This window comes from Exiguobacterium sp. SL-9 (assembly GCF_004336985.1).
In the GTDB taxonomy this organism is placed as follows: Bacteria; Bacillota; Bacilli; order Exiguobacteriales; family Exiguobacteriaceae; genus Exiguobacterium.
In genome coordinates this window covers 336,874-354,578 of record NZ_SJUO01000003.1, presented here as the reverse complement: position 1 = coordinate 354,578, position 17,705 = coordinate 336,874, and the positions used below count along the sequence as shown (strand labels likewise).

The following is a 17,705-nucleotide window of genomic DNA, read 5'->3' as shown; positions in this document are numbered from 1 at the left end:
AGAAGCGCATCCGCTTCTCTTTTTTTTTGCGTCGACGTGTAAATTCAGTAAACATTCGTGTCAATCGGACGATACTCTAGTAGCTATATTGACCCATCACCAGGAGGAATCTTTATGAGTTCTATGAAACGCAATCAGTTGATGCTCGTCACCACGTTTATTATTGTCTTCACGTCTGTCATCGTTCACCTGCTCCACCGCTTCACGGATTTCGCCTATACGTACACCGTGCTCCGAAACGGCGCCGTCGACTATGCGTATCCCATCGCGACATGGATCCTGTTCGTCGTTCCGATTGTTCTATTCATCACTATGTTCGTCAGCCATCGCGTAAAACCGAATCTGTTTCCGTATTTGATGATGCTGACGCTCACGTTTTCGAGTATCTCGACCGTCGCCGGCGGGCAAGGGCTCGTCGAATATCACTTCTCGATTTTCGTCGTCTTGGCCATTCTATCGTTCATGCGCCGTATCGACTTAATCGTCTACAGCACCGTCATCTTTGCGGTTCAACATTTAGCCGGCTACTTCTTGGTACCTGAAATCATTTGCGGGACGGCAGATTATCCGTTCAGCTTGTTGCTCGTCCATGCCGTCTATCTCGTGTTACTGAGTGCCGTGCTCGTCGCGCAAATTCACTTCCGTAACCTCGAATCGTCGCGAATTCAAGCACAGGAAGAAGAGACGCGCCGGTTGCTAAAACAAGCCGTCACCGATGCGAGCCAACTCGTCATGACACTAAAAAATCATGCAAACGAGCTTGAGACGGCAGCCAACCAGTCGCTCGAGTCTGGAGAACAGATTGCCGTCTCGGTCGACCCGATCGTCGCCCATGCGACCGAGCAAGAGACATCGATGAATCACGGTGCCGATGAGATTCAATCGATTCGCTCTCTCACCGCCCTCATCCAAGAGCGGATGGCTCAAACTGCTGCTGCTTCGTCACGGATTGCGGCCGATGCCATCGCCGGGAACGAAGATATGCAACGGATGGAAGCAAAAGTCGGTGAAATCATCAGTGAATCGGAACGGCTCGAACATGTCGTCACGACGATGTCGAACCGGTCGACGGAGATTCAAGCCATTTTGCAACATGTTGAAACCATTAGCGACCAGACGAATATGCTTGCTTTGAACGCATCCATCGAGGCAGCGCGAGCTGGTGATGCCGGTCGTGGTTTCGCCGTCGTCGCCTCTGAAGTCGGCAAACTCGCCGTCCAGTCCCGAGACTATGCAACCGAAATGACACGCGTCCTCGGCGGACTGATGGATGACACGACCGTCGTCCGGGATTCGGCACAATTGTTTAAGCGCGCGACCGAGAACTGTCAAATCGTCTCGGCCGACGTGACCGCCGTCTTCCATCGCTTGACCGAAGACGTCTCCGAAATCGATGGTCAAATCAGTTCGATTCAAGAGACACGTCAACGTGTGACGTCTCAAATGGAGACGCTCGAGACGCGCCTCGCGACGACGAAACATGCAGCGAGTGAGCTGCAACAACAGATTCAACATGTGGCTGCCGCCACCGAAGAACAAGTCGCTATTCAAAAAGAGTTGAGTCACATGTCCGATCGACTCGCTTCGACTGCGACCACGTTAGAAGACGTGACTGATCAGCTCGAAGCAAGAGCGAACTAAAAAACAGCCCGCGAATTTCGAATTCGCGGGCTGTTTTTATGAATGGCTAAAGAAAGAGATTTTTGCAGTCGATCGAACGACGAGGACCGTCACCAACATAAGCACAGCTGTGACTCTAAAGCCCAGATCTCCAATCACATGGAATTCATATCTCAACCCGAACAGTAAAACTAATCCGAGCACAACAGCCAATAGAAACATGATGTTTTTCATGTCTTTTTCCCTCCTTGAGACAATATTTTTAGTTACTGACCCTTGCAATATGTACACTTCAATTATCCACTTATTGTCAGTATACAAGATGAATCAAGTTAATTGGTAAATATGGGACGACAAATCGCTAGCATTCATCAAAAAACGTCACGTTCTCGAAAATCGAAAACGTGACGTCAGTATCGTTTATAGCGAAGAGACGAGCTTTTGAAGCGCCTCTTTGAGCGGCGTCACCGGACGACCGAGCACCAACTCGAAATCGTTCGACTCGACTTCGAGCGAGCCGTTACGGATGCTGTCCTGAATGCCAACGACGATCGGAATCGCCCCTTCCGGCACCCCGGCGCCGCGCATGACGCCAGCGTAAGCGTCATTACTCACTTCTTGGAGGGGCACCTCGCGGCCAAGCACCTCACTGAGTGCCTCGACGAGTTCGGCTTGCGTATGGAGCGGGCCTGACAATTCGAAGATGTCTTGTTCGAAATCGTCTGCCACCAAAACGTTCGCAATCGCTTCGGCGTAATCTTCCTGCAGCGCCCAACCGACTTTCCCGTCACGGGCCGCCGTCACCCAAGGTGCGCCGGCGAGCACGCCTTGAATGCTGCCCAGTTCGTTCTCTAAGTACCAGTTGTTGCGCAGAAACGCGTGCGGGATCCCCGTGCGCTCGATTGCGCCTTCCGTCTCGACGTGCGGCGGTGCCATCAAGTTTTGGCTCTCTGTCGCGTCGGCGAGACTCGTATAGGCGATGAACGATACGCCTGCGCGTTCAGCCGCCTCGACGGCGTTCGCATGTTGACGGATGCGGGTGTCGTTGTCCCCGTCCGCTGAGATGATGAGCAGTCGTTCGACACCTTTGAACGCTTCATCGAGCGTCTCCGGCTTGTCGAAGTCGCCGTGTCGTACATCGACCCCTTTCGCTTTCAGTGCTTCTGCTTTTTCAGGGTTGCGGACGCTGACCGCGAGTTCACTTGCGGGTACCGACTTGAGCAACACATCGACAATTTTCGAACCGAGTTTTCCAGTCGCACCGGTGACTAAGTATTTCATAAATCATTTCCTCCCTTTAACCTGTAATTGAATCAGTTACATGTAATCATCATAGTTACAGCATCTTCGTTTGTCAATTGTTTGTTCCCTGTTATACTGAAGATGTAACCAATTCACTTACATGACTGTGCAGAAAGGTGTTAGCCTATGTCCATCAGTAGCCGTTTCGCGGTCGGCATTCATATCTTGACGTTGATCGAGGTCAATAAGGATGGCGTCACCTCGTCTGACTTTTTGGCCGGCAGCGTCAACACGAACCCGGCTTTGATCCGAAAAATCATGGCCATGTTGAAGAAAGCCGATTTGATCGAAGTGAAGCCTGGCGTAGCCGGAGCCAAACTGACGAAAGACTTGACCGAGATCTCGCTCTATGACGTCTATCACGCCGTCAGTGTCGTCGAGGAGAACGAACTGTTCAGCATCCACGACAACCCGAACCCGGCGTGTCCCGTCGGCCAACATATCCAAGCAACGATCGAGCCAATCTTTATCCACGCCCAATCAGCGATGGAGTCTGTGTTGAAGCACGTGACCCTCGCCGATGTCGTCAACGACATGGCTGATAAAACGAACACGTAAAACAAGGGAAACCCGAAGCGGGCTTCCCTTGTTTTAGTCTTTCAGTTGAATGAATTTACGTTTGCCGACCTGTAGAATCATACCCGCTTTGAGTAGGATTGCCGCGTCGCTATCCGTCTGTTTATCCCCATCGATCCGTACTCCACCACCAGCAATCATGCGCTTCGCTTCGCTCTTTGAAGCGAATAAATCGAATTTCATGACTGCCTCAAGTAACGTCACAGATTCCCCGTTTGGAATTTTTCGTTGTTCAATATCCTCTGGCAATAAGCGGAGCTGAAACACTTGTTTGAAACCTTGTTCGGCTTGTTCCGCCGCCTTTTCACCATGGTATAGCTCGACGAACCGTTTAGCGAGTTTCATTTTCGCATCTCGCGGGTGTAAGCTCCCTGACGAGAGTGCGCGTAGCGTCGTCTCAATCGTTTCCTGTGGGAATCCCGTCGCCAACGTGAAAAACTTTGGCATGAGCTCATCCGGAAGCGACATCGTCTTTCCATACATGTCCGCGGGCGAATCATCGATCCCGATGTAGTTGTGTTTTGATTTCGACATCTTCTCGACCCCATCTAGCCCTTCTAACAGCGGCATCAAGATAGCGACTTGTTTTTCTCGCCCGTATTTTTCTTGGAAATGTCGTCCCATCAAGATATTGAAATGCTGATCGGTTCCTCCGATTTCAATATCGCTCTCGAGATGAATCGAGTCATACCCTTGCAATAGAGGGTAGAAGAATTCATGGAGGGAAATCGGTTTACCAAGGGCGAGCCGTTCCTCGAAGTCATCCCGTTCCATCATACGAGCGACTGTGATTTTACCGGCTAGTCCAATGACATCCTCGAGGCTGAGTCCTTTTAGCCATTTTGAATTATAGTGCAGGACGACACCGTCCATATCGATCAGCTTGCCGAATTGATCAAAATACGTTTGCGCATTTTGCTTGACCACTTCATCCGTAAGTTGGACCCGCGCCGTTGATTTCCCAGTCGGATCTCCAATCTTTCCAGTGAAATCACCAATAATCAAGTGAATCTCATGACCGTTTTCTTGAAATTGGCGAATCTTGTTTAACACGACAGTGTGTCCTAAATGAATATCGGGCGCTGAGGGATCGAGGCCGAGTTTGACCTTGAGTGGACGATTATTGATCAGCGATTTTGCTACTTTCATCCTCAGCTCTTCGGTAGGAATGATGTCATCCACCCCTTGCGTGTATTCAGCCATCTGCCTCTCGACTTCCAGTAACTGCTCATCGGTCAGTGTCATCTCTTCAAACGTCTGTTTCATTCGACCCACTCTCTCCTTTGTTGTTCATTTTGTTTAATAATCGAAGCAATGTCTTTTTCTCGCCCGTGTCCAAATATCGGACGAGTCGGCGTTCCTCCGCATGGAACTTCGGGTACAGTGTCGCTACTGTTTCTTCACCGGATTTGGTCAAAAATAGTCGTGTCATACGGCGATCTTTTTTGTCGCTCTCACGTCCGCAATAGCCATTCTTCTCAAGCGTCTTTGACACATTACTGACCGTGGCCTTACTGATACCAACTTTGCCCGCTAAATCACGTACTTCTAGCTTTCCATGCACGAACAGTTCGTAAAGAATCGCGAAGGCGGTCCAAGACAGACGATAGTGAACGAGCACTTGATTCTCAAAGTGACTTCTCATCGTATGCGCAAAATGATCAATCGATGTCAAAATCGCTATGGCATCACGATCGAGTTCATCAACAAAAGGTTTGAATCGGTCGTCCCAATCTGGTTCTCGCAGGTCGTGTCTCATCTTCATCCTCCTAAATCGTTAGCTATGAAACGATATTAATTGAAGTCTCCCTAAAATGCAACCCAAAAAAAGAGACCCTCTCCGAAGACGGTCTCTTTTATCAGTTACATCAGTCTATATTTTCTAAAGCTATTGAAGAGCCCGTCCTGATCACACGCGTCCGTCACGTCGTCCGCGACGCGCTTGACCTCGGGCTTGGCGTTCCCCATGGCGACACCGACCTCGACGTATTCGAGCATCTCGATGTCGTTCAACCCGTCCCCGTAGGCGAACGTCTGCGAACGCTCCAACCCTAGATGTTCGAGCAGCGTCGCGATCGCCGTCGCTTTATTGACGCCCGGGATGGACAACTCCCCACTGTTGGCCCCGAATACGGCGACCGTGCTCGGGATGACGGTGAAGCGAGATGCGAACTCTTGTTGGATGACGTCGAGCGGCACGGATGAGCCGAGGAACGAGATTTTGTTCACGTCGGGACGGACGAGGTCGATCCCTTCCATCATTGCGTCATGGAACGGCTTCAAGCCGCGCTCGATTGTCGCGCTCGCCTCCGGATTGTTTGCCATCAACTCGTCAATCATCGTCGCCACCCGTGCCTTGGCGTTGCCGCCGGCGAACAGGCCGTCGTTCGACTCGAGATAGAAGTCGATGCCGTGTTCGGTGAAGAAGGAGATGAGGTGGCTCAAATCATCGACGGAGACTTGTTGATGGTACAACACTTCCTCCTCGAGCTCGATGTAGCCCCCGGCTGCCCCGATGATGCCGTCAAAGCCGACGTCGAGAATATCCGAGAATAGCTCGGCCTTCGAGCGCCCGGTCGACAAAAAGACGAGGTGACCGTTTTGTCGCGCCTGTCGGACAGCTTCTTTCGCCGATTCCGGGATGTTGCCGTGGTCATCGACGAGCGTGCCGTCAACGTCTAGAAAGATGATGTGTCGCATAATGTCCTCCTTTTTTGTCCTGAAAAACAAGAAAAACCTAAACCAGACGCAACGCGTGCGCCCAGTTTAGGTTTTGCCTGACATCTCAGTAACAATCCTAGTGTATATCGTTTTCCCTTCAAGCATACCGCTCGCGTATTTTGTTTGTCAAAATACAGATTCAACCTCAAAACGAAACCAAATCAACAAACGCACGTATAACAAAAGGGAGACGTGCTAATCTCTCAGGTGAATCACATCTCGAATGTGGATGAATCGGTCGTCTAGCAAACAAAGAAAAGGTGGTAACGAATGTTTGACCGTATGGGTGATGTGAGTATTGGACTCGTCTTCGGGATTGTGTTGATGCTGTTGTTCAACAGTCTGTGGGGACTTGGAGTCGGTGTGATATTAGGAATCTTCTTCCTCGTCGCACCGCGCTCGACAAACCGCCGTACTAGAAACTATATACCGCAAGCACGCTAAGCCGGGGCACACGCCTCGGTTTTTTCTATGAGAAAAGCGACCGATTACTCGGTCGCTGTTGTTGTCGATTCAGCTTCTTTTGCCTCTTCCTCTTCTTCTTTTTCTAACTCTTCAATCAGCCGCTTCATCTCGGCGATTTCTCGTTCTTGCGCTTTAATGATTTCTTCTGACAACTGTTTCACGCGCGGATCCTCGATTTCAGCCCGCTCGCTCGTCAAAATAGCGATGGAGTGGTGCGGAATCATCGCCTTCATCCAACTGACGTCATCGACCGTCGTCTGACTCCGAACGAGCCATAGCGACAATCCGAACACGAGCGCGCTCACGCCTAAAATGACCGCGTTCACCTTCTTGTTTTTGTACATGCCCCACATGAACAACAGCATGACGAACGCCATGACCGAGCCCATGATGAGCGCCATGTACAGACGCGTCTGACTGAAGAAGATATGGTCGAGTTGGAACACGTTCAAATACATGAGCCAATACATGAGGAATGTCGACACAAGAATCATCACACCGAATTTCGCATAAGGTTTCATTGTTCTCTCCTGCCTTTCTGTTTATTTGCTTTTACATATTTTTTTGCCTATTCTCTTTTCGTTAAAACACCACAGATGATCTCGTTGAGCCGACCTTTCTTCCATTTCACTTCTTTTTCACAAACAGGGACTATACTGTCAAAATGGACTTTATCGAAAAAGGAGAAATCAAGCCGTGCTCAAAACGATGCAAGACCTGTTGGCAGAGCTGAAACAGCTCGTGACATGGACGTATTTAGACAACCCTGCCGAAACCGTGATTGAAGGCATTTCCTTCTCCTCAAAAAAATCAAACAAAATTTTTTATTCGTCTGTATATCAGGGTATCGACACGATGGTTATGACTTCGTGAACGAAGCAATCCACAACGGGGCCGTCGCCATCATCGCCGAACGTCCGATCGAGGCCCGGGTGCCTGTCATCTACTGTAAAGATACGAAACACGCTTTGGCTGAACTTGCCAGTGCATTTTACGATCATCCATCGGCGCGACTACGTCTGCATGGCGTCACCGGGACGAACGGAAAAACGACGACGACCGCGCTCGCGCATCAACTGTTTGACCGTCTCGACCTCTCAGCCGGTTTAATCGGCACACTTGGCATCACCTATGCCGGACAGACGTTCGAGACACCGAACACAACACCCGATGCACTGACGATCCAACGCCACCTCCACACCATGGTCGCGGCCGGTGTGACGGATTGTCTGATTGAAGTCTCGTCTCAAGCCATCGCGGAGGGACGTATCGCGAACTTGTCATTCGACACGACCTCGTTTCTCAACCTGTCTCACGACCACTTGGACTATCACGGCACGATGGAGACGTATGCGTACACGAAAGCTCAATTGTTCGCGCAATTGTCGGATGTGGGTTGTGGGATCGTCAATGGTGACGATCCGCATCACGAGGTCATGCGGTCCATCGCGCCACCGCACACGAGGCAGTTCATGTTCAGCCGTTCTTCGTCTACGGCCGACTTGCTCGGTCAGACAAAAGATGACCATTTTGCGATCCATATGGACGGAGACACGACCTGGTCTGCACTCCCGTTCCAAGAAGACTATAATCTCGACAATATGTTATGTGCGATCAGTATCGTCCTTCAAACGGGTGTCTCATTAAAAGAGATTGTTCCCCACCTCTCGCACTTACACTTACCGAGCGGGCGACTCGAGAAAGTGACAGGTATCACGACACCAGTCTATATCGACTACGGGCACACCCCGGATGCCATAAAAAAAGTCGTGACATCGCTAACGGCTCGTCACTCTCGTGTCCTCGTATTACTCAGTGCTGCCGGGGAGCGAGACCGGATGAAACGTCGGATGATGACTGACGTGGTCGCCGCTTCAGGTGCCGACTTCATCTTGACGGTCCACGATCCGCGTCATGAAGACCCGAAGCAAATCCTCGATGATTTAGCGGATGGACAGTCTACTGAACTCGCCCATTTCGACAAGCGTGAAGAAGCGATCCGTTTCTTCTGTGAACGGATGGTAGACTATGATTGTGGCGTCCTATTCGGGAAAGGACATGATCGCGTCGAGCGCATAAACGACGACCTCGTGCCGTTCGACGAATCGGAACTTGTCCGACAGTTCTTTACAAGGAGAACGTAGCACGACTCTCGAAATTGGTAGGAATGATGGACGCAGACAAAAGGAGGACAACAGATGAAAATCTTGATTGTCGATGACGAAGTGAAAATGAGACGACTCCTTCGCTTATTCCTCGAAGGGGACGGCTATACATGCATCGAGGCAGCGGATGGACAAGAAGCGATGGAGCTCATTTCTGAGCGCCCGGACCTCGTCATGTTAGATATCATGATGCCCGGTGTCGACGGGATCACGTTGTGCCGCCAAATCAAAGCACTCGATGCCGAGCTCCCCGTCGTCTTGCTGACGGCCCGATCGGATAGTGAGACGACGATTCGAGGATTGGACGCCGGTGCGGACGATTATGTGACGAAGCCGTTCGAAGGGAACGTCTTACTCGCTCGCATCCGTGCCGTCTTGCGACGCAGCCGGATGACGAACGTCAGCTACGGTCAATTACGCTACGAGGAAGCGAGTGGTCGTATTCTTTATCGAGAGCAAGAAGTCGTCTTGACACCGAAGGCGACGGCCATCTTGAAACTGTTTCTACAACACCCGAACCGCCTGTACAATCGGATGGATTTATATGACTTGGTGTGGCCCTATTCGTCTGAGTCGGACCCGCGCACGGTCGATGCCCACATCCGCATGATCCGCGACAAACTCGGTGAGTCCGGCTTCCCGATCGACGATTATTTGAAGACAGTATGGGGACGCGGCTATCGTTGGAGCGAGGAGCGATCGGACTCATGACGTTTCGACGCAATAGCCTCCCGTTCCGGATCAGCCTGATCTTTTTATTGACGACGTTATTAATTGAAGGCGTCTTGTTCTTATTGCTCTACCATACACTCCTCGGTGAGCGCGTCGTCGAAGAAATCGATCGGCTCGAGTCGAGGGCCGAGAGTCACGCGAACGTATTGTCGATGAGTTTTGATGCCGAGACAATCGGTCACGTCGCGACGATGGAAAGCGAGACTGACACGAAAGTCGCCATCACCGCTCCCGACCATTCAATCTTACAGACGTCCAATCGATTTCCTGACCCGCTCGCGACGCTCGTTCAAGGTGAAGCAAACCGAGAAGATGTAAATGAGACGATCGTTCTCGAGAATAATTGGGAGAACGGGCCGTATCTCGCGGTGCGGACCCCGATTGACGCCATGGAAAACGGCACCCGCTTCGGATATGTGTATATGTTTCTCCCGACCGAGATCATTCACGAAATCAGCCATCGCCTCCAACTCCGATTTCTCTACATCACAGGGATCGCGCTCGTCATCACCGTTTTGACGTTCGTCTTACTGAGCCGTTTGATTTCAAATCCGATTCAGCTATTGCGCCGAGCGACCGAGGACGTACTGACAAATCCTGAGACGTTGACGCTCCCGACGACTCGAGAAGACGAGATTGGGGAACTCGCCCGCTCGATTGAAGCGATGTCGCTTGAACTGGCCCGCCTCCGGAAAGAGCGCAATCAATTTTTATCTGACCTCGCCCATGAGATTAAAACGCCGCTCACATATCTCCAAGGCTATGCGGAAATCGCGTCCAAACCGCAGACACCAGAGTCGTTAAAAAAACAATCGATTCAGACGATTCTCGAGGAGAGCCAGGCGTTGACCGAGCTCGTCGAGAACGCGTTCCAGCTCGCCCAGTTGGACGAGAACACGTTCACGTTGCATCGCGAAACCGTGTCTGCAGGTGAGTTATGCGAAGATTTACGGAGAGTGCTCGATACGATGTTCCGGGTGACACCGATCGCTTTCAAAGCTCAGACCGATTGCAGTGCAACAGACGTCGTCCTTCAGTTGGACCGAAACCGAATCTTACAAGTGTTCCGTTCCATCGCCCACAATGCGATTGAACACAGCGAGGCACGCCACGTCCGATTTGATATGCAGCGAACGGATGAGTCGCTTCATTTCACGATTCAAGACGACGGGAAAGGAATCCCGCAAGAGGACTTACCTTACATCTTCGACCGCCTGTATCGGGTCGAGAAATCACGTTCCCGTCGTACAGGAGGCAGCGGCCTCGGCCTCGCCATCGCCCATCAAATCGTCCGGTTGCATGATGGCACGTTGACCGTCGCCTCCAATCCATCCGGAACGACGTTCACGATCACGCTTCCGCTCCACTAAAAATGGTCGGCCCCTGACTCAGGCGCCGACCATTTTTTCAGTTCACGTTTCCCGCTTTCAACAGTTGCGTCCACCCCTCGTCTTCGAAGACGTACACACTGTTGTCCGATGTCGCTAGCAACAATCGATCTGCTTCCATCACAAGTTCAATCGGGACGTTGTCCGCGCTCATCGACGGCAAGTCGATGGACGTCTCCGTCTCCTCGGTCAAATCAGAGACGACCAATTCAAACGAAGCGTCCTGTTTAGTGATGTACGCCAGTTTCTCCTTTGCAGTGGCCATCGTGACGATGTTTCCTTGATCATTGAACGGCTCGAACGTATCTGCCCCGTCGTCTGAAACGAGGATGCCATCCGGTCCATAGACGAAGACACGTTTCGGTTCGCTCGCATCGGCCGAAATACCGGCGATGCCACGACCCACGATCCCGTCCATCTTCATCGGTTCAAACGAGACACCGCCATCGAGCGAACGATAAAAACCTGGCGCGAGCTCTTTTGTCGCTTGTTCTAAATAGACGTAAATACTTTCTGTTTCATAACCTACGCTCATATAGTGAAAATCCGCTTCACCTTCTAGCGAGCGAATCTCGAGCGTCTCGCCTTTCTCGGTTCCACGGACGACGCCGAGCGGATTCTCATATGGCGAATCCTGCGCTGGGTGACCGCTCGCGTAAAAGCCGTCCGCGACGAGCTCGAAGCCCATATAGTCATGCCGGTTCGACGACAACTCGTACCAGCCGTCTTCCCTGAATTCCATCAGTCCCGTATGCGTCGCGATGACCGGGCGTCCGTCTTGCCAAAAACCGGCACCATGGATATGCGAGACCGTTGTGCCTGTTTTTGTCGCTTCCCAGCGGTCCGGCGCCTGTTCCGTCGGCGCCTCATTTTCTTCCGTGTCCGGTGCAATTGTCTCGCTCACTGGTTCCGCTCCCCCACACGAGGCAAGGAATACCGTCATGATGAGCGTCGGTACGAGCAATGTTCGTCTCATTTAAAGTCCCTCCATCTTTAGCATCTTCCCTAGTATAAAAACTAAAGATGAAAAACTTGTTAAAGTTTGAGCGTCCGCGCGTTCAAAGCGACGATGACGGTACTGAGGCTCATCAAATCCATGAAAAAGGATGGGACAAGATTTGCCATCACTTTTTGAATCGTCTGATTGTACATACTTAGATATAAATCGATGACCCATGACCTGGGTATTACTTTCGTTTAACAAAAATTTCATAAGTGATTGGTATAACTAAATAGGCATTCGCTTTAATGAGAAAGGATGTTGTCTTATGAACCGTGTCATAAAATGGGTAATCGGGATGGGTATCATAAGTATCGTGATTGGACTGTTCCTTCTATTGTTCACGTTCGCTACTGGAGGCTAGATGTTGGGACACGAGACCCACCCGTTCCACGTCCATGGCGTCCAATTCCGAATACTTGAACGAGACGGCCAGCCCCCGCCTGACAACGAACGCGGCTGGAAGGATACGGTCGCCGTCGCAGCTGGCGAAAAAGTAAAAATTGAAATGACGTTCACAGAAACAGGGACGTTCATGTATCACTGTCACATCTTGGAACATGAAGAAAACGGGATGATGGGACAATTAAAAGTAGATTGACCACATTATGTTTGGAGGGAATACAGATGAAGGTAAACAAAAAACTTGGAATGATGACGATGGCACTCTCACTGAGCGGCTTGCTCGTCGCCTGTGGCGAAGACGAAACGACGAACAATGACACGAATATGAATGACCAGATGGAAGAGACGATGGACGGAAACAATCATGCAGGAATGGACATGTCCGGCTCTGGCGACGTACCGGAAGGCTTGAAAACAGCCGATAATCCGACGTTCGCGGTCGGTGACACGGCCGTCATCACAGAAGCCCATATGCTGGGGATGGAAGGTGCCGAGGCGACGATTGTCGGTGCCTACGACACGGTCGTATATAGCATCTCATATGATCCAATGCATGGCGGGGAGCGCGTCGAAGACCATAAATGGATTATCCATGAGGAAATCGAAGATGCGACACAAGCCCCGTATAAGATTGGTGATGAAGTCGATGTCGAGGCGGAACATATGACCGGTATGGGCGGCACGACCGCTACCATCGATTCGGCTGAAAAGACGACCGTCTACATGGTCGACTTTACGTTAGAACCTGGGGAAGACGTGACCAATCATAAATGGGTCACCGAGGCAGAACTAGCTGCACCGTAACCGAAATGCTCAACGAATATATCACGCCTTCTCAGTCAGGGCAGACATGCTAAACCGGGGCTCACGCCTCGGTTTTTGCTTATGCATATTGGAGGAAGACACTTGAACTATTCAGCGCCAGACTTGGAATCAAGAGAATTGAAATCAAAAAAGGAAATAAATTACAAAATAGCTTATTTTCAATCTGTCCTTTTTTATTTAGTCTAAACAAATAAAATTACCCTCTTTTTAAAATGACTAAACTACGAAAGATTAGTTTATTTTAATTATAGGCATATACCCTTACGTCAAAAAAACGTTATATATGTTGGTATGAATAGACTTTACTTCATCCACGATTGTTTTCATAACGATTATACTTTTTTGAAATATAAATGACATATTTAATTCTATTTTTTGATGGTAAAATTTTTTTATCAGGTAATTATCATTGTTCTGTCGCATTGTTACATAATTGAAAGGATTTACCATACTATGAAAAAACAACTGATGACGATCACATTAGGCGCCCTTCTCGTTTCCGGCTTAACAGTTCCCGCTTCGACACCGGTAGAGGCAGCTACATCGTATAAAGTCCAAGTGACGACGAACGTCCTGAACGTGCGGACGGGCCCATCGACATCTTATCAAAAAGTCGGCAGTGCCAAACTCGGTCAAACGTTCACGTATCTTGGCGCAACAGGTTCATGGACAAAAATCAGTTATAATGGTAGTACTAGATACGTATCAAGTACGTATGTGAAAAAATATAGCAGCACGTCACTCCAAACGGTCACAGCGAACAAGTTCTTGATCCCAACGAAAGGGACATTGACGCAAGGTTACGGCCCGGCGAGCGGCAAATATGGCTACACGTTCCATAACGGCATCGATTTAGCAGCCGCTAAAGGCACGACGGTCCAAGCCGCAGCCACCGGCCAAGTCATCGTCGCCCGGAACTACGGCGCCTACGGCAACCACGTCATGATCTCACACACGATCAACGGCCAAGCGTATACGAGCGTATACGCTCACATGGACCGCTTGAACGTCGTCAAAGGGCAGACGGTCGCCAAAGGGGCAAAAATCGGAACGGTCGGCAACACGGGCAACTCGTTCGGAAACCACCTCCACTTCGAGATCCATAAAAACAAGTACGTCTACAGCAGCTCAACGGCTGCCAACAGCGTCAATCCATACACGCTCTTCTAACTTTGACGCCTCTCTCGTATCCTCGAGGGAGGCTTTTTTCATAGAATCGATACCGAATCGTCCATACATCCCGATTGTGACCCGTTTTTGCTTAGGTATATGGATGGTATAGGGAATTAAAGCGGAATATCGTATAATGAATGGGAATCCTACGTACGCACTTACTTTCATATACAACCTATGATGGAAAGGAGGTTTTCCCATGAATCGAAAATCGTTCTATCCGGCTCGAAGACATCACGGACGGTCATCGAGCAGTCGATCCGTCGTGACGAAGCGATCACGATCCCCTCATGCCTTCCCAATCGCCTCGCTCGTCGAAGAAGTCCAGGACGCCGTCTGCTATATCGACTTCACGCGGAACCATCTGTATTCGAATGAACAGCTACGCACCATCTGTCCGTCCATGGAGACGCGTCGTTTTCAGAATATCGACGGCATGAGTCGTTTCTTTCATGAGACGTTCGAGCAGAACGGCGCCGACATAAACGATGTGACGTTGTTTTGGGATGAGCTCATGACGAACCGGTTCGGCTGTTGCCCGAGTATGGACGCGAAGTCGCTCCGGATTGGCGAGCGGACGATGCAACTCATTTTGAATTTCACCCATACCCCGCGTGGCGTGTTCATCATGTGGCGGGACGTCACCGACGCCATCCGGTTCGAGGAGCAGAAGGATGCTTTCCTCGCCGAGCTGTCCCACGAGTTCCGCTCCCCGCTCACGGCTATCAACGGCTATGCCGAGCTGCTCATGTACCAACATAGTGACAACGACAAGACACACGGGATGTTGTCGCTCGTCAAACGGGAAGCCGAACGACTCGAGCGGCTCGTCGACAACTTCCTCGACTATCAGCGCGTCAACTACTCCGAAGAGCTGTTGTCGCTGTCGACGTTCTCCTTGCGACCGGTGCTCGAGGACGTCGTCGCCCACTACAAAGCGACATCTCCTCAGCACGACGTCGTCTTATCGGCCGAAAATGTGACAATTGAGGCCGACGAGGAGAAGCTGTTGCAGTTGCTCCACAACTTGATTGGTAACGCCGTCAAGTACTCTCCGGATGGTGGCACGGTCTATGTCGAGCAGACAATCGAGGGCGAAACGTATGTCCTATCAGTGCGTGACACAGGAATTGGTATCCCGAGCGACGCCATCCCGTACGTATTCGACGAATATTACCGGGTCGACTCGGATGCTCACCGTTCCATCAAAGGGACCGGACTCGGCCTCCGTATCTGCAAACGGATCGCCGAGGCGCACGGTTGGGGCATTCATGCCGATTCGGTGTACGGAGAAGGGACAACGTTCTCCATCTATCTGTACTCCCATAGCACGACGAGCACGACGCTACTCACGGAACAAGAGACGACCGAGTAAAAAGGGTTTGGCCGAGGCCAAACCCTTTTGTCATGCTGCTTGATTGCTTGTGATGTCGCACTCGAACCGTTGTTCACGCATCGCTTTCGCGTGTCGGAAGAACAAGCCGAACAGCGTGACCGTGCCAATCGTGGCCAGAATATACGGAAGCACCCCGTCCATCTTGAAGCCAATCGGGGCCGTCAAAATGTAGAACCAGACGACGTACAACATGAACGTCCCCGGCAAAAGCGCGACCCAGTAGTTCCGCCCTTTGATATACAAGTACGTCGCGCCGACGAACAAAGCGATGACCGCCGTCGTCTGGTTGGCCCAGTTGAAGTATTGCCAAAGCAGACGGAAGTCGACTTTCGTCAAGATGAACGACAAGACGAAAAGTGGAAGCGCGATCCACAGACGTGATGTGAACTTCTTCTGGACGATGTTCAAGTAGTCGGCGATGATCATCCGGGCGCTACGGAATGCCGTGTCGCCTGACGTGATCGGTAAGACGATGACGCCGAGAATGGCGAGCGTCCCACCAATGCTGCCGAGCATGAGCGTCGCCACTTCCTGAACGACGAGCGCCGGTGTGCCGGCATTGATCATGGCGAGCAGTTCACCCGGCTCAAAGATGGCCATGGCGGCAGCCGCCCAAATCATGGCGATGACGGCTTCGACAATCATCATGCCGTAAAAGATTGAGCGGCCGTTGCTCTCTTTCATCGTCGTCCGCGAGATGATCGGGGACTGCGTAGCATGGAAGCCTGAGAGCGCACCGCACGAGATCGTGAAGAAGATGAGCGGCCAGAGCGGCAAGTTGTCGGGGTGCATGTTCGTCAACGTCATCTCCGGGATTTGGTAGCCTTGCGTGAATAGGCTGACGGCAATCCCAATCGCGCTCAACAAGAGAAGCGCCCCGAAGAACGGATAGATGCGACCGATGATTTTATCGACTGGGAGGAGCGTCGCCAAGATGTAGTAAGCAAAGATCCCGAACGTGACGATCGCGAGCGTCGAGCCGTTGCCATCGAACAAGTTGTTGATCATATTGGCTGGTGATGTGACGAACACCGTCCCGACTAAGAGCAGCAAGAGAAGCGCAAAGCCGTTGACGACATGGCGGAGCGAGCGACCGAGAAACTTCTCGGCGAGTTGCGGCAAGTGTGCCCCGTTGTTGCGAAGCGAAATCATGCCCGTCAAATAATCGTGCACCGCGCCAGCGAAGATCGAGCCAAGTACAATCCATAGGAATGCGACCGGACCGTACAACGCCCCCATGATCGGTCCAAAGATTGGGCCGACGCCGGCGATGTTCAACAGTTGAATCATTGAGTTGCGCTTTGTGCCCATCGGTACGTAGTCAATGCCGTCCTGTGACGAATAGGCGGGCGTCGTCCGTTCTTCTTTAATACCGAACGTCTTCTCGACGTACCGGCCGTAGACGAGATAACCGAGCAATAATAGTCCTAACGCTAAGAAAAATGTAACCATGGGATGGTCCTCCTATATATAAGTGATTTATGAATTCCTCATGTGAAATATATCACATGATTAATATAGCAGGGTTCCTATCCATTGAATAGATATGTTTGCTCACAATTTCACATGAAAACAGAAGTGTTCATCTTTTAGACAAACGTTGTCGTTGAGCCGTTTTTATGAAAACGATTGCTTTTAGAATGATTCCATGCGAAACCGGGAACAGTCGAACAGAGAGAAGTAGAAAGGATGATTTTCATGAAACGCCAACGTGGATTTTTAGCACTCCCGGTCGCTGTCGCTTTTATCCTCATCTTCGGCCTGTTGTTCGATAACTGGTGGCTCGGACTCGGCATCGGCATTGCGATGTTTTTCGCGTTCCAAGGAACGAAGAAGAAAGCGTGAGGCGACACGATCTACTTTCAATCGCCGAATTTCCCACTGGAAATAAAGTGCTGCGGTAAGAGAATCTACCATTGATTTAGGTGGTCCATTCT

The 17,705-nt window shown here is 50.9% G+C and carries 19 protein-coding genes and 1 pseudogene; 12 read left to right on the top strand and 8 right to left on the bottom strand.

Annotation, left to right across the window (positions count from 1 at the left end):
* The first annotated feature begins 114 nt into the window (after positions 1 to 114).
* Complete coding sequence (locus tag EVJ34_RS10400; protein WP_131485554.1) at positions 115 to 1,641, top strand: methyl-accepting chemotaxis protein; 1,527 nt, start codon at positions 115 to 117, stop codon at positions 1,639 to 1,641.
* A gap of 36 nt (positions 1,642 to 1,677) precedes the next feature.
* Here the strand turns inward: EVJ34_RS10400 and EVJ34_RS15740 are convergent, their stop codons facing one another.
* Together EVJ34_RS15740 and EVJ34_RS10395 are read right to left on the bottom strand one after the other, a co-directional pair.
* Positions 1,678 to 1,854 carry a hypothetical protein gene (locus tag EVJ34_RS15740; RefSeq protein ID WP_161566919.1) on the bottom strand — a complete coding sequence of 59 codons (177 nt, stop codon included), beginning with the start codon at positions 1,852 to 1,854 and terminating at the stop codon, positions 1,678 to 1,680.
* Between the two features lie 186 nt (positions 1,855 to 2,040).
* Complete coding sequence (locus EVJ34_RS10395) at positions 2,041 to 2,901, bottom strand: SDR family oxidoreductase (RefSeq protein ID WP_131436305.1); 861 nt, start codon at positions 2,899 to 2,901, stop codon at positions 2,041 to 2,043.
* A gap of 147 nt (positions 2,902 to 3,048) precedes the next feature.
* Here EVJ34_RS10395 and EVJ34_RS10390 point away from each other — a divergent pair, with 147 nt between their 5' ends.
* On the top strand, positions 3,049 to 3,480 hold the full coding sequence (locus tag EVJ34_RS10390) for an Rrf2 family transcriptional regulator (protein WP_131436307.1): 432 nt from the start codon (positions 3,049 to 3,051) through the stop codon (positions 3,478 to 3,480).
* A 33-nt stretch (positions 3,481 to 3,513) separates the two neighbouring features.
* Here EVJ34_RS10390 and tyrS read toward each other — a convergent pair whose 3' ends face one another.
* From tyrS to EVJ34_RS10375, 3 genes are all read right to left on the bottom strand, one after another.
* On the bottom strand, positions 3,514 to 4,764 hold the full coding sequence (tyrS, locus tag EVJ34_RS10385; RefSeq protein ID WP_131436309.1) for a tyrosine--tRNA ligase: 1,251 nt from the start codon (positions 4,762 to 4,764) through the stop codon (positions 3,514 to 3,516).
* Positions 4,748 to 5,257, bottom strand: coding sequence for a MarR family winged helix-turn-helix transcriptional regulator (locus EVJ34_RS10380; protein ID WP_161568908.1), 510 nt, complete (start codon positions 5,255 to 5,257; stop codon positions 4,748 to 4,750). The genes tyrS and EVJ34_RS10380 overlap by 17 nt, the downstream gene beginning before the upstream one ends.
* Positions 5,258 to 5,361: 104 nt before the next feature.
* Positions 5,362 to 6,198, bottom strand: a complete 837-nt coding sequence (locus EVJ34_RS10375; RefSeq protein WP_201739938.1) for a Cof-type HAD-IIB family hydrolase — start codon at positions 6,196 to 6,198, stop codon at positions 5,362 to 5,364.
* A 291-nt stretch (positions 6,199 to 6,489) separates the two neighbouring features.
* Here EVJ34_RS10375 and EVJ34_RS15825 point away from each other — a divergent pair, with 291 nt between their 5' ends.
* Positions 6,490 to 6,663 (top strand): hypothetical protein, encoded by a 174-nt coding sequence (locus tag EVJ34_RS15825; protein ID WP_201739684.1) that lies wholly within the window; start codon positions 6,490 to 6,492, stop codon positions 6,661 to 6,663.
* A gap of 44 nt (positions 6,664 to 6,707) precedes the next feature.
* Here EVJ34_RS15825 and EVJ34_RS10370 read toward each other — a convergent pair whose 3' ends face one another.
* A complete protein-coding gene (locus EVJ34_RS10370) occupies positions 6,708 to 7,205 on the bottom strand; it encodes a DUF305 domain-containing protein (RefSeq protein WP_131485550.1) in 498 nt (165 codons plus the stop codon).
* Positions 7,206 to 7,380: 175 nt separating this feature from the next.
* Between EVJ34_RS10370 and EVJ34_RS15735 the strand changes: the two genes are divergently transcribed.
* From EVJ34_RS15735 to EVJ34_RS10355, 4 genes are read left to right on the top strand one after another with little or no spacing between them, the layout of a single operon-like run.
* Positions 7,381 to 7,557 carry a hypothetical protein gene (locus tag EVJ34_RS15735; RefSeq protein ID WP_161568907.1) on the top strand — a complete coding sequence of 59 codons (177 nt, stop codon included), beginning with the start codon at positions 7,381 to 7,383 and terminating at the stop codon, positions 7,555 to 7,557.
* A complete protein-coding gene (locus EVJ34_RS10365; RefSeq protein ID WP_131485548.1) occupies positions 7,494 to 8,828 on the top strand; it encodes a UDP-N-acetylmuramoyl-L-alanyl-D-glutamate--2,6-diaminopimelate ligase in 1,335 nt (444 codons plus the stop codon). Before EVJ34_RS15735 ends, EVJ34_RS10365 begins: the two co-directional genes overlap by 64 nt.
* A gap of 54 nt (positions 8,829 to 8,882) precedes the next feature.
* Complete coding sequence (locus EVJ34_RS10360; RefSeq protein WP_131485546.1) at positions 8,883 to 9,560, top strand: response regulator transcription factor; 678 nt, start codon at positions 8,883 to 8,885, stop codon at positions 9,558 to 9,560.
* Positions 9,557 to 10,951, top strand: a complete 1,395-nt coding sequence (locus EVJ34_RS10355; RefSeq protein ID WP_161568906.1) for a sensor histidine kinase — start codon at positions 9,557 to 9,559, stop codon at positions 10,949 to 10,951. The genes EVJ34_RS10360 and EVJ34_RS10355 overlap by 4 nt, the downstream gene beginning before the upstream one ends.
* 37 nt (positions 10,952 to 10,988) lie before the next feature.
* Here the strand turns inward: EVJ34_RS10355 and EVJ34_RS10350 are convergent, their stop codons facing one another.
* Positions 10,989 to 11,945, bottom strand: coding sequence for a F510_1955 family glycosylhydrolase (locus EVJ34_RS10350; protein WP_131485542.1), 957 nt, complete (start codon positions 11,943 to 11,945; stop codon positions 10,989 to 10,991).
* A 394-nt stretch (positions 11,946 to 12,339) separates the two neighbouring features.
* Here EVJ34_RS10350 and EVJ34_RS10345 point away from each other — a divergent pair.
* The 4 genes and pseudogenes from EVJ34_RS10345 to EVJ34_RS10330 all read left to right on the top strand — a co-directional run.
* Positions 12,340 to 12,570, top strand: a pseudogene (locus EVJ34_RS10345) (multicopper oxidase domain-containing protein); the annotation flags it as partial.
* Positions 12,571 to 12,596: 26 nt separating this feature from the next.
* Positions 12,597 to 13,178 carry a YdhK family protein gene (locus tag EVJ34_RS10340; protein ID WP_131485538.1) on the top strand — a complete coding sequence of 194 codons (582 nt, stop codon included), beginning with the start codon at positions 12,597 to 12,599 and terminating at the stop codon, positions 13,176 to 13,178.
* Between the two features lie 474 nt (positions 13,179 to 13,652).
* Positions 13,653 to 14,369: a peptidoglycan DD-metalloendopeptidase family protein gene (locus EVJ34_RS10335; RefSeq protein WP_131485536.1), complete on the top strand. Its 717-nt coding sequence runs from the start codon at positions 13,653 to 13,655 to the stop codon at positions 14,367 to 14,369.
* Between the two features lie 202 nt (positions 14,370 to 14,571).
* Positions 14,572 to 15,747 (top strand): sensor histidine kinase, encoded by a 1,176-nt coding sequence (locus tag EVJ34_RS10330; protein ID WP_131485534.1) that lies wholly within the window; start codon positions 14,572 to 14,574, stop codon positions 15,745 to 15,747.
* A 30-nt stretch (positions 15,748 to 15,777) separates the two neighbouring features.
* Here the strand turns inward: EVJ34_RS10330 and EVJ34_RS10325 are convergent, their stop codons facing one another.
* A complete protein-coding gene (locus tag EVJ34_RS10325) occupies positions 15,778 to 17,220 on the bottom strand; it encodes a carbon starvation CstA family protein (protein WP_131485532.1) in 1,443 nt (480 codons plus the stop codon).
* Between the two features lie 246 nt (positions 17,221 to 17,466).
* Here EVJ34_RS10325 and EVJ34_RS15820 point away from each other — a divergent pair, with 246 nt between their 5' ends.
* Complete coding sequence (locus EVJ34_RS15820) at positions 17,467 to 17,613, top strand: hypothetical protein (protein WP_021066172.1); 147 nt, start codon at positions 17,467 to 17,469, stop codon at positions 17,611 to 17,613.
* Positions 17,614 to 17,705: the final 92 nt, after the last annotated feature.

Coding starts and splice junctions, on each gene's coding strand:
- EVJ34_RS15820 (WP_021066172.1), top strand. CDS start 17,467: ATGAAACGCCAACGTGGATTTTTAGCACTCCCGGTCGCTGTCGCTTTT.
- EVJ34_RS10395 (WP_131436305.1), bottom strand. CDS start 2,901: ATGAAATACTTAGTCACCGGTGCGACTGGAAAACTCGGTTCGAAAATT.
- EVJ34_RS10325 (WP_131485532.1), bottom strand. CDS start 17,220: ATGGTTACATTTTTCTTAGCGTTAGGACTATTATTGCTCGGTTATCTC.
- EVJ34_RS10400 (WP_131485554.1), top strand. CDS start 115: ATGAGTTCTATGAAACGCAATCAGTTGATGCTCGTCACCACGTTTATT.
- tyrS (WP_131436309.1), bottom strand. CDS start 4,764: ATGAAACAGACGTTTGAAGAGATGACACTGACCGATGAGCAGTTACTG.
- EVJ34_RS10360 (WP_131485546.1), top strand. CDS start 8,883: ATGAAAATCTTGATTGTCGATGACGAAGTGAAAATGAGACGACTCCTT.
- EVJ34_RS10370 (WP_131485550.1), bottom strand. CDS start 7,205: ATGAAACCTTATGCGAAATTCGGTGTGATGATTCTTGTGTCGACATTC.
- EVJ34_RS15825 (WP_201739684.1), top strand. CDS start 6,490: ATGTTTGACCGTATGGGTGATGTGAGTATTGGACTCGTCTTCGGGATT.
- EVJ34_RS10380 (WP_161568908.1), bottom strand. CDS start 5,257: ATGAGACACGACCTGCGAGAACCAGATTGGGACGACCGATTCAAACCT.
- EVJ34_RS10390 (WP_131436307.1), top strand. CDS start 3,049: ATGTCCATCAGTAGCCGTTTCGCGGTCGGCATTCATATCTTGACGTTG.
- EVJ34_RS10375 (WP_201739938.1), bottom strand. CDS start 6,198: ATGCGACACATCATCTTTCTAGACGTTGACGGCACGCTCGTCGATGAC.
- EVJ34_RS15740 (WP_161566919.1), bottom strand. CDS start 1,854: ATGAAAAACATCATGTTTCTATTGGCTGTTGTGCTCGGATTAGTTTTA.
- EVJ34_RS10355 (WP_161568906.1), top strand. CDS start 9,557: ATGACGTTTCGACGCAATAGCCTCCCGTTCCGGATCAGCCTGATCTTT.
- EVJ34_RS10335 (WP_131485536.1), top strand. CDS start 13,653: ATGAAAAAACAACTGATGACGATCACATTAGGCGCCCTTCTCGTTTCC.
- EVJ34_RS10340 (WP_131485538.1), top strand. CDS start 12,597: ATGAAGGTAAACAAAAAACTTGGAATGATGACGATGGCACTCTCACTG.
- EVJ34_RS10330 (WP_131485534.1), top strand. CDS start 14,572: ATGAATCGAAAATCGTTCTATCCGGCTCGAAGACATCACGGACGGTCA.
- EVJ34_RS10350 (WP_131485542.1), bottom strand. CDS start 11,945: ATGAGACGAACATTGCTCGTACCGACGCTCATCATGACGGTATTCCTT.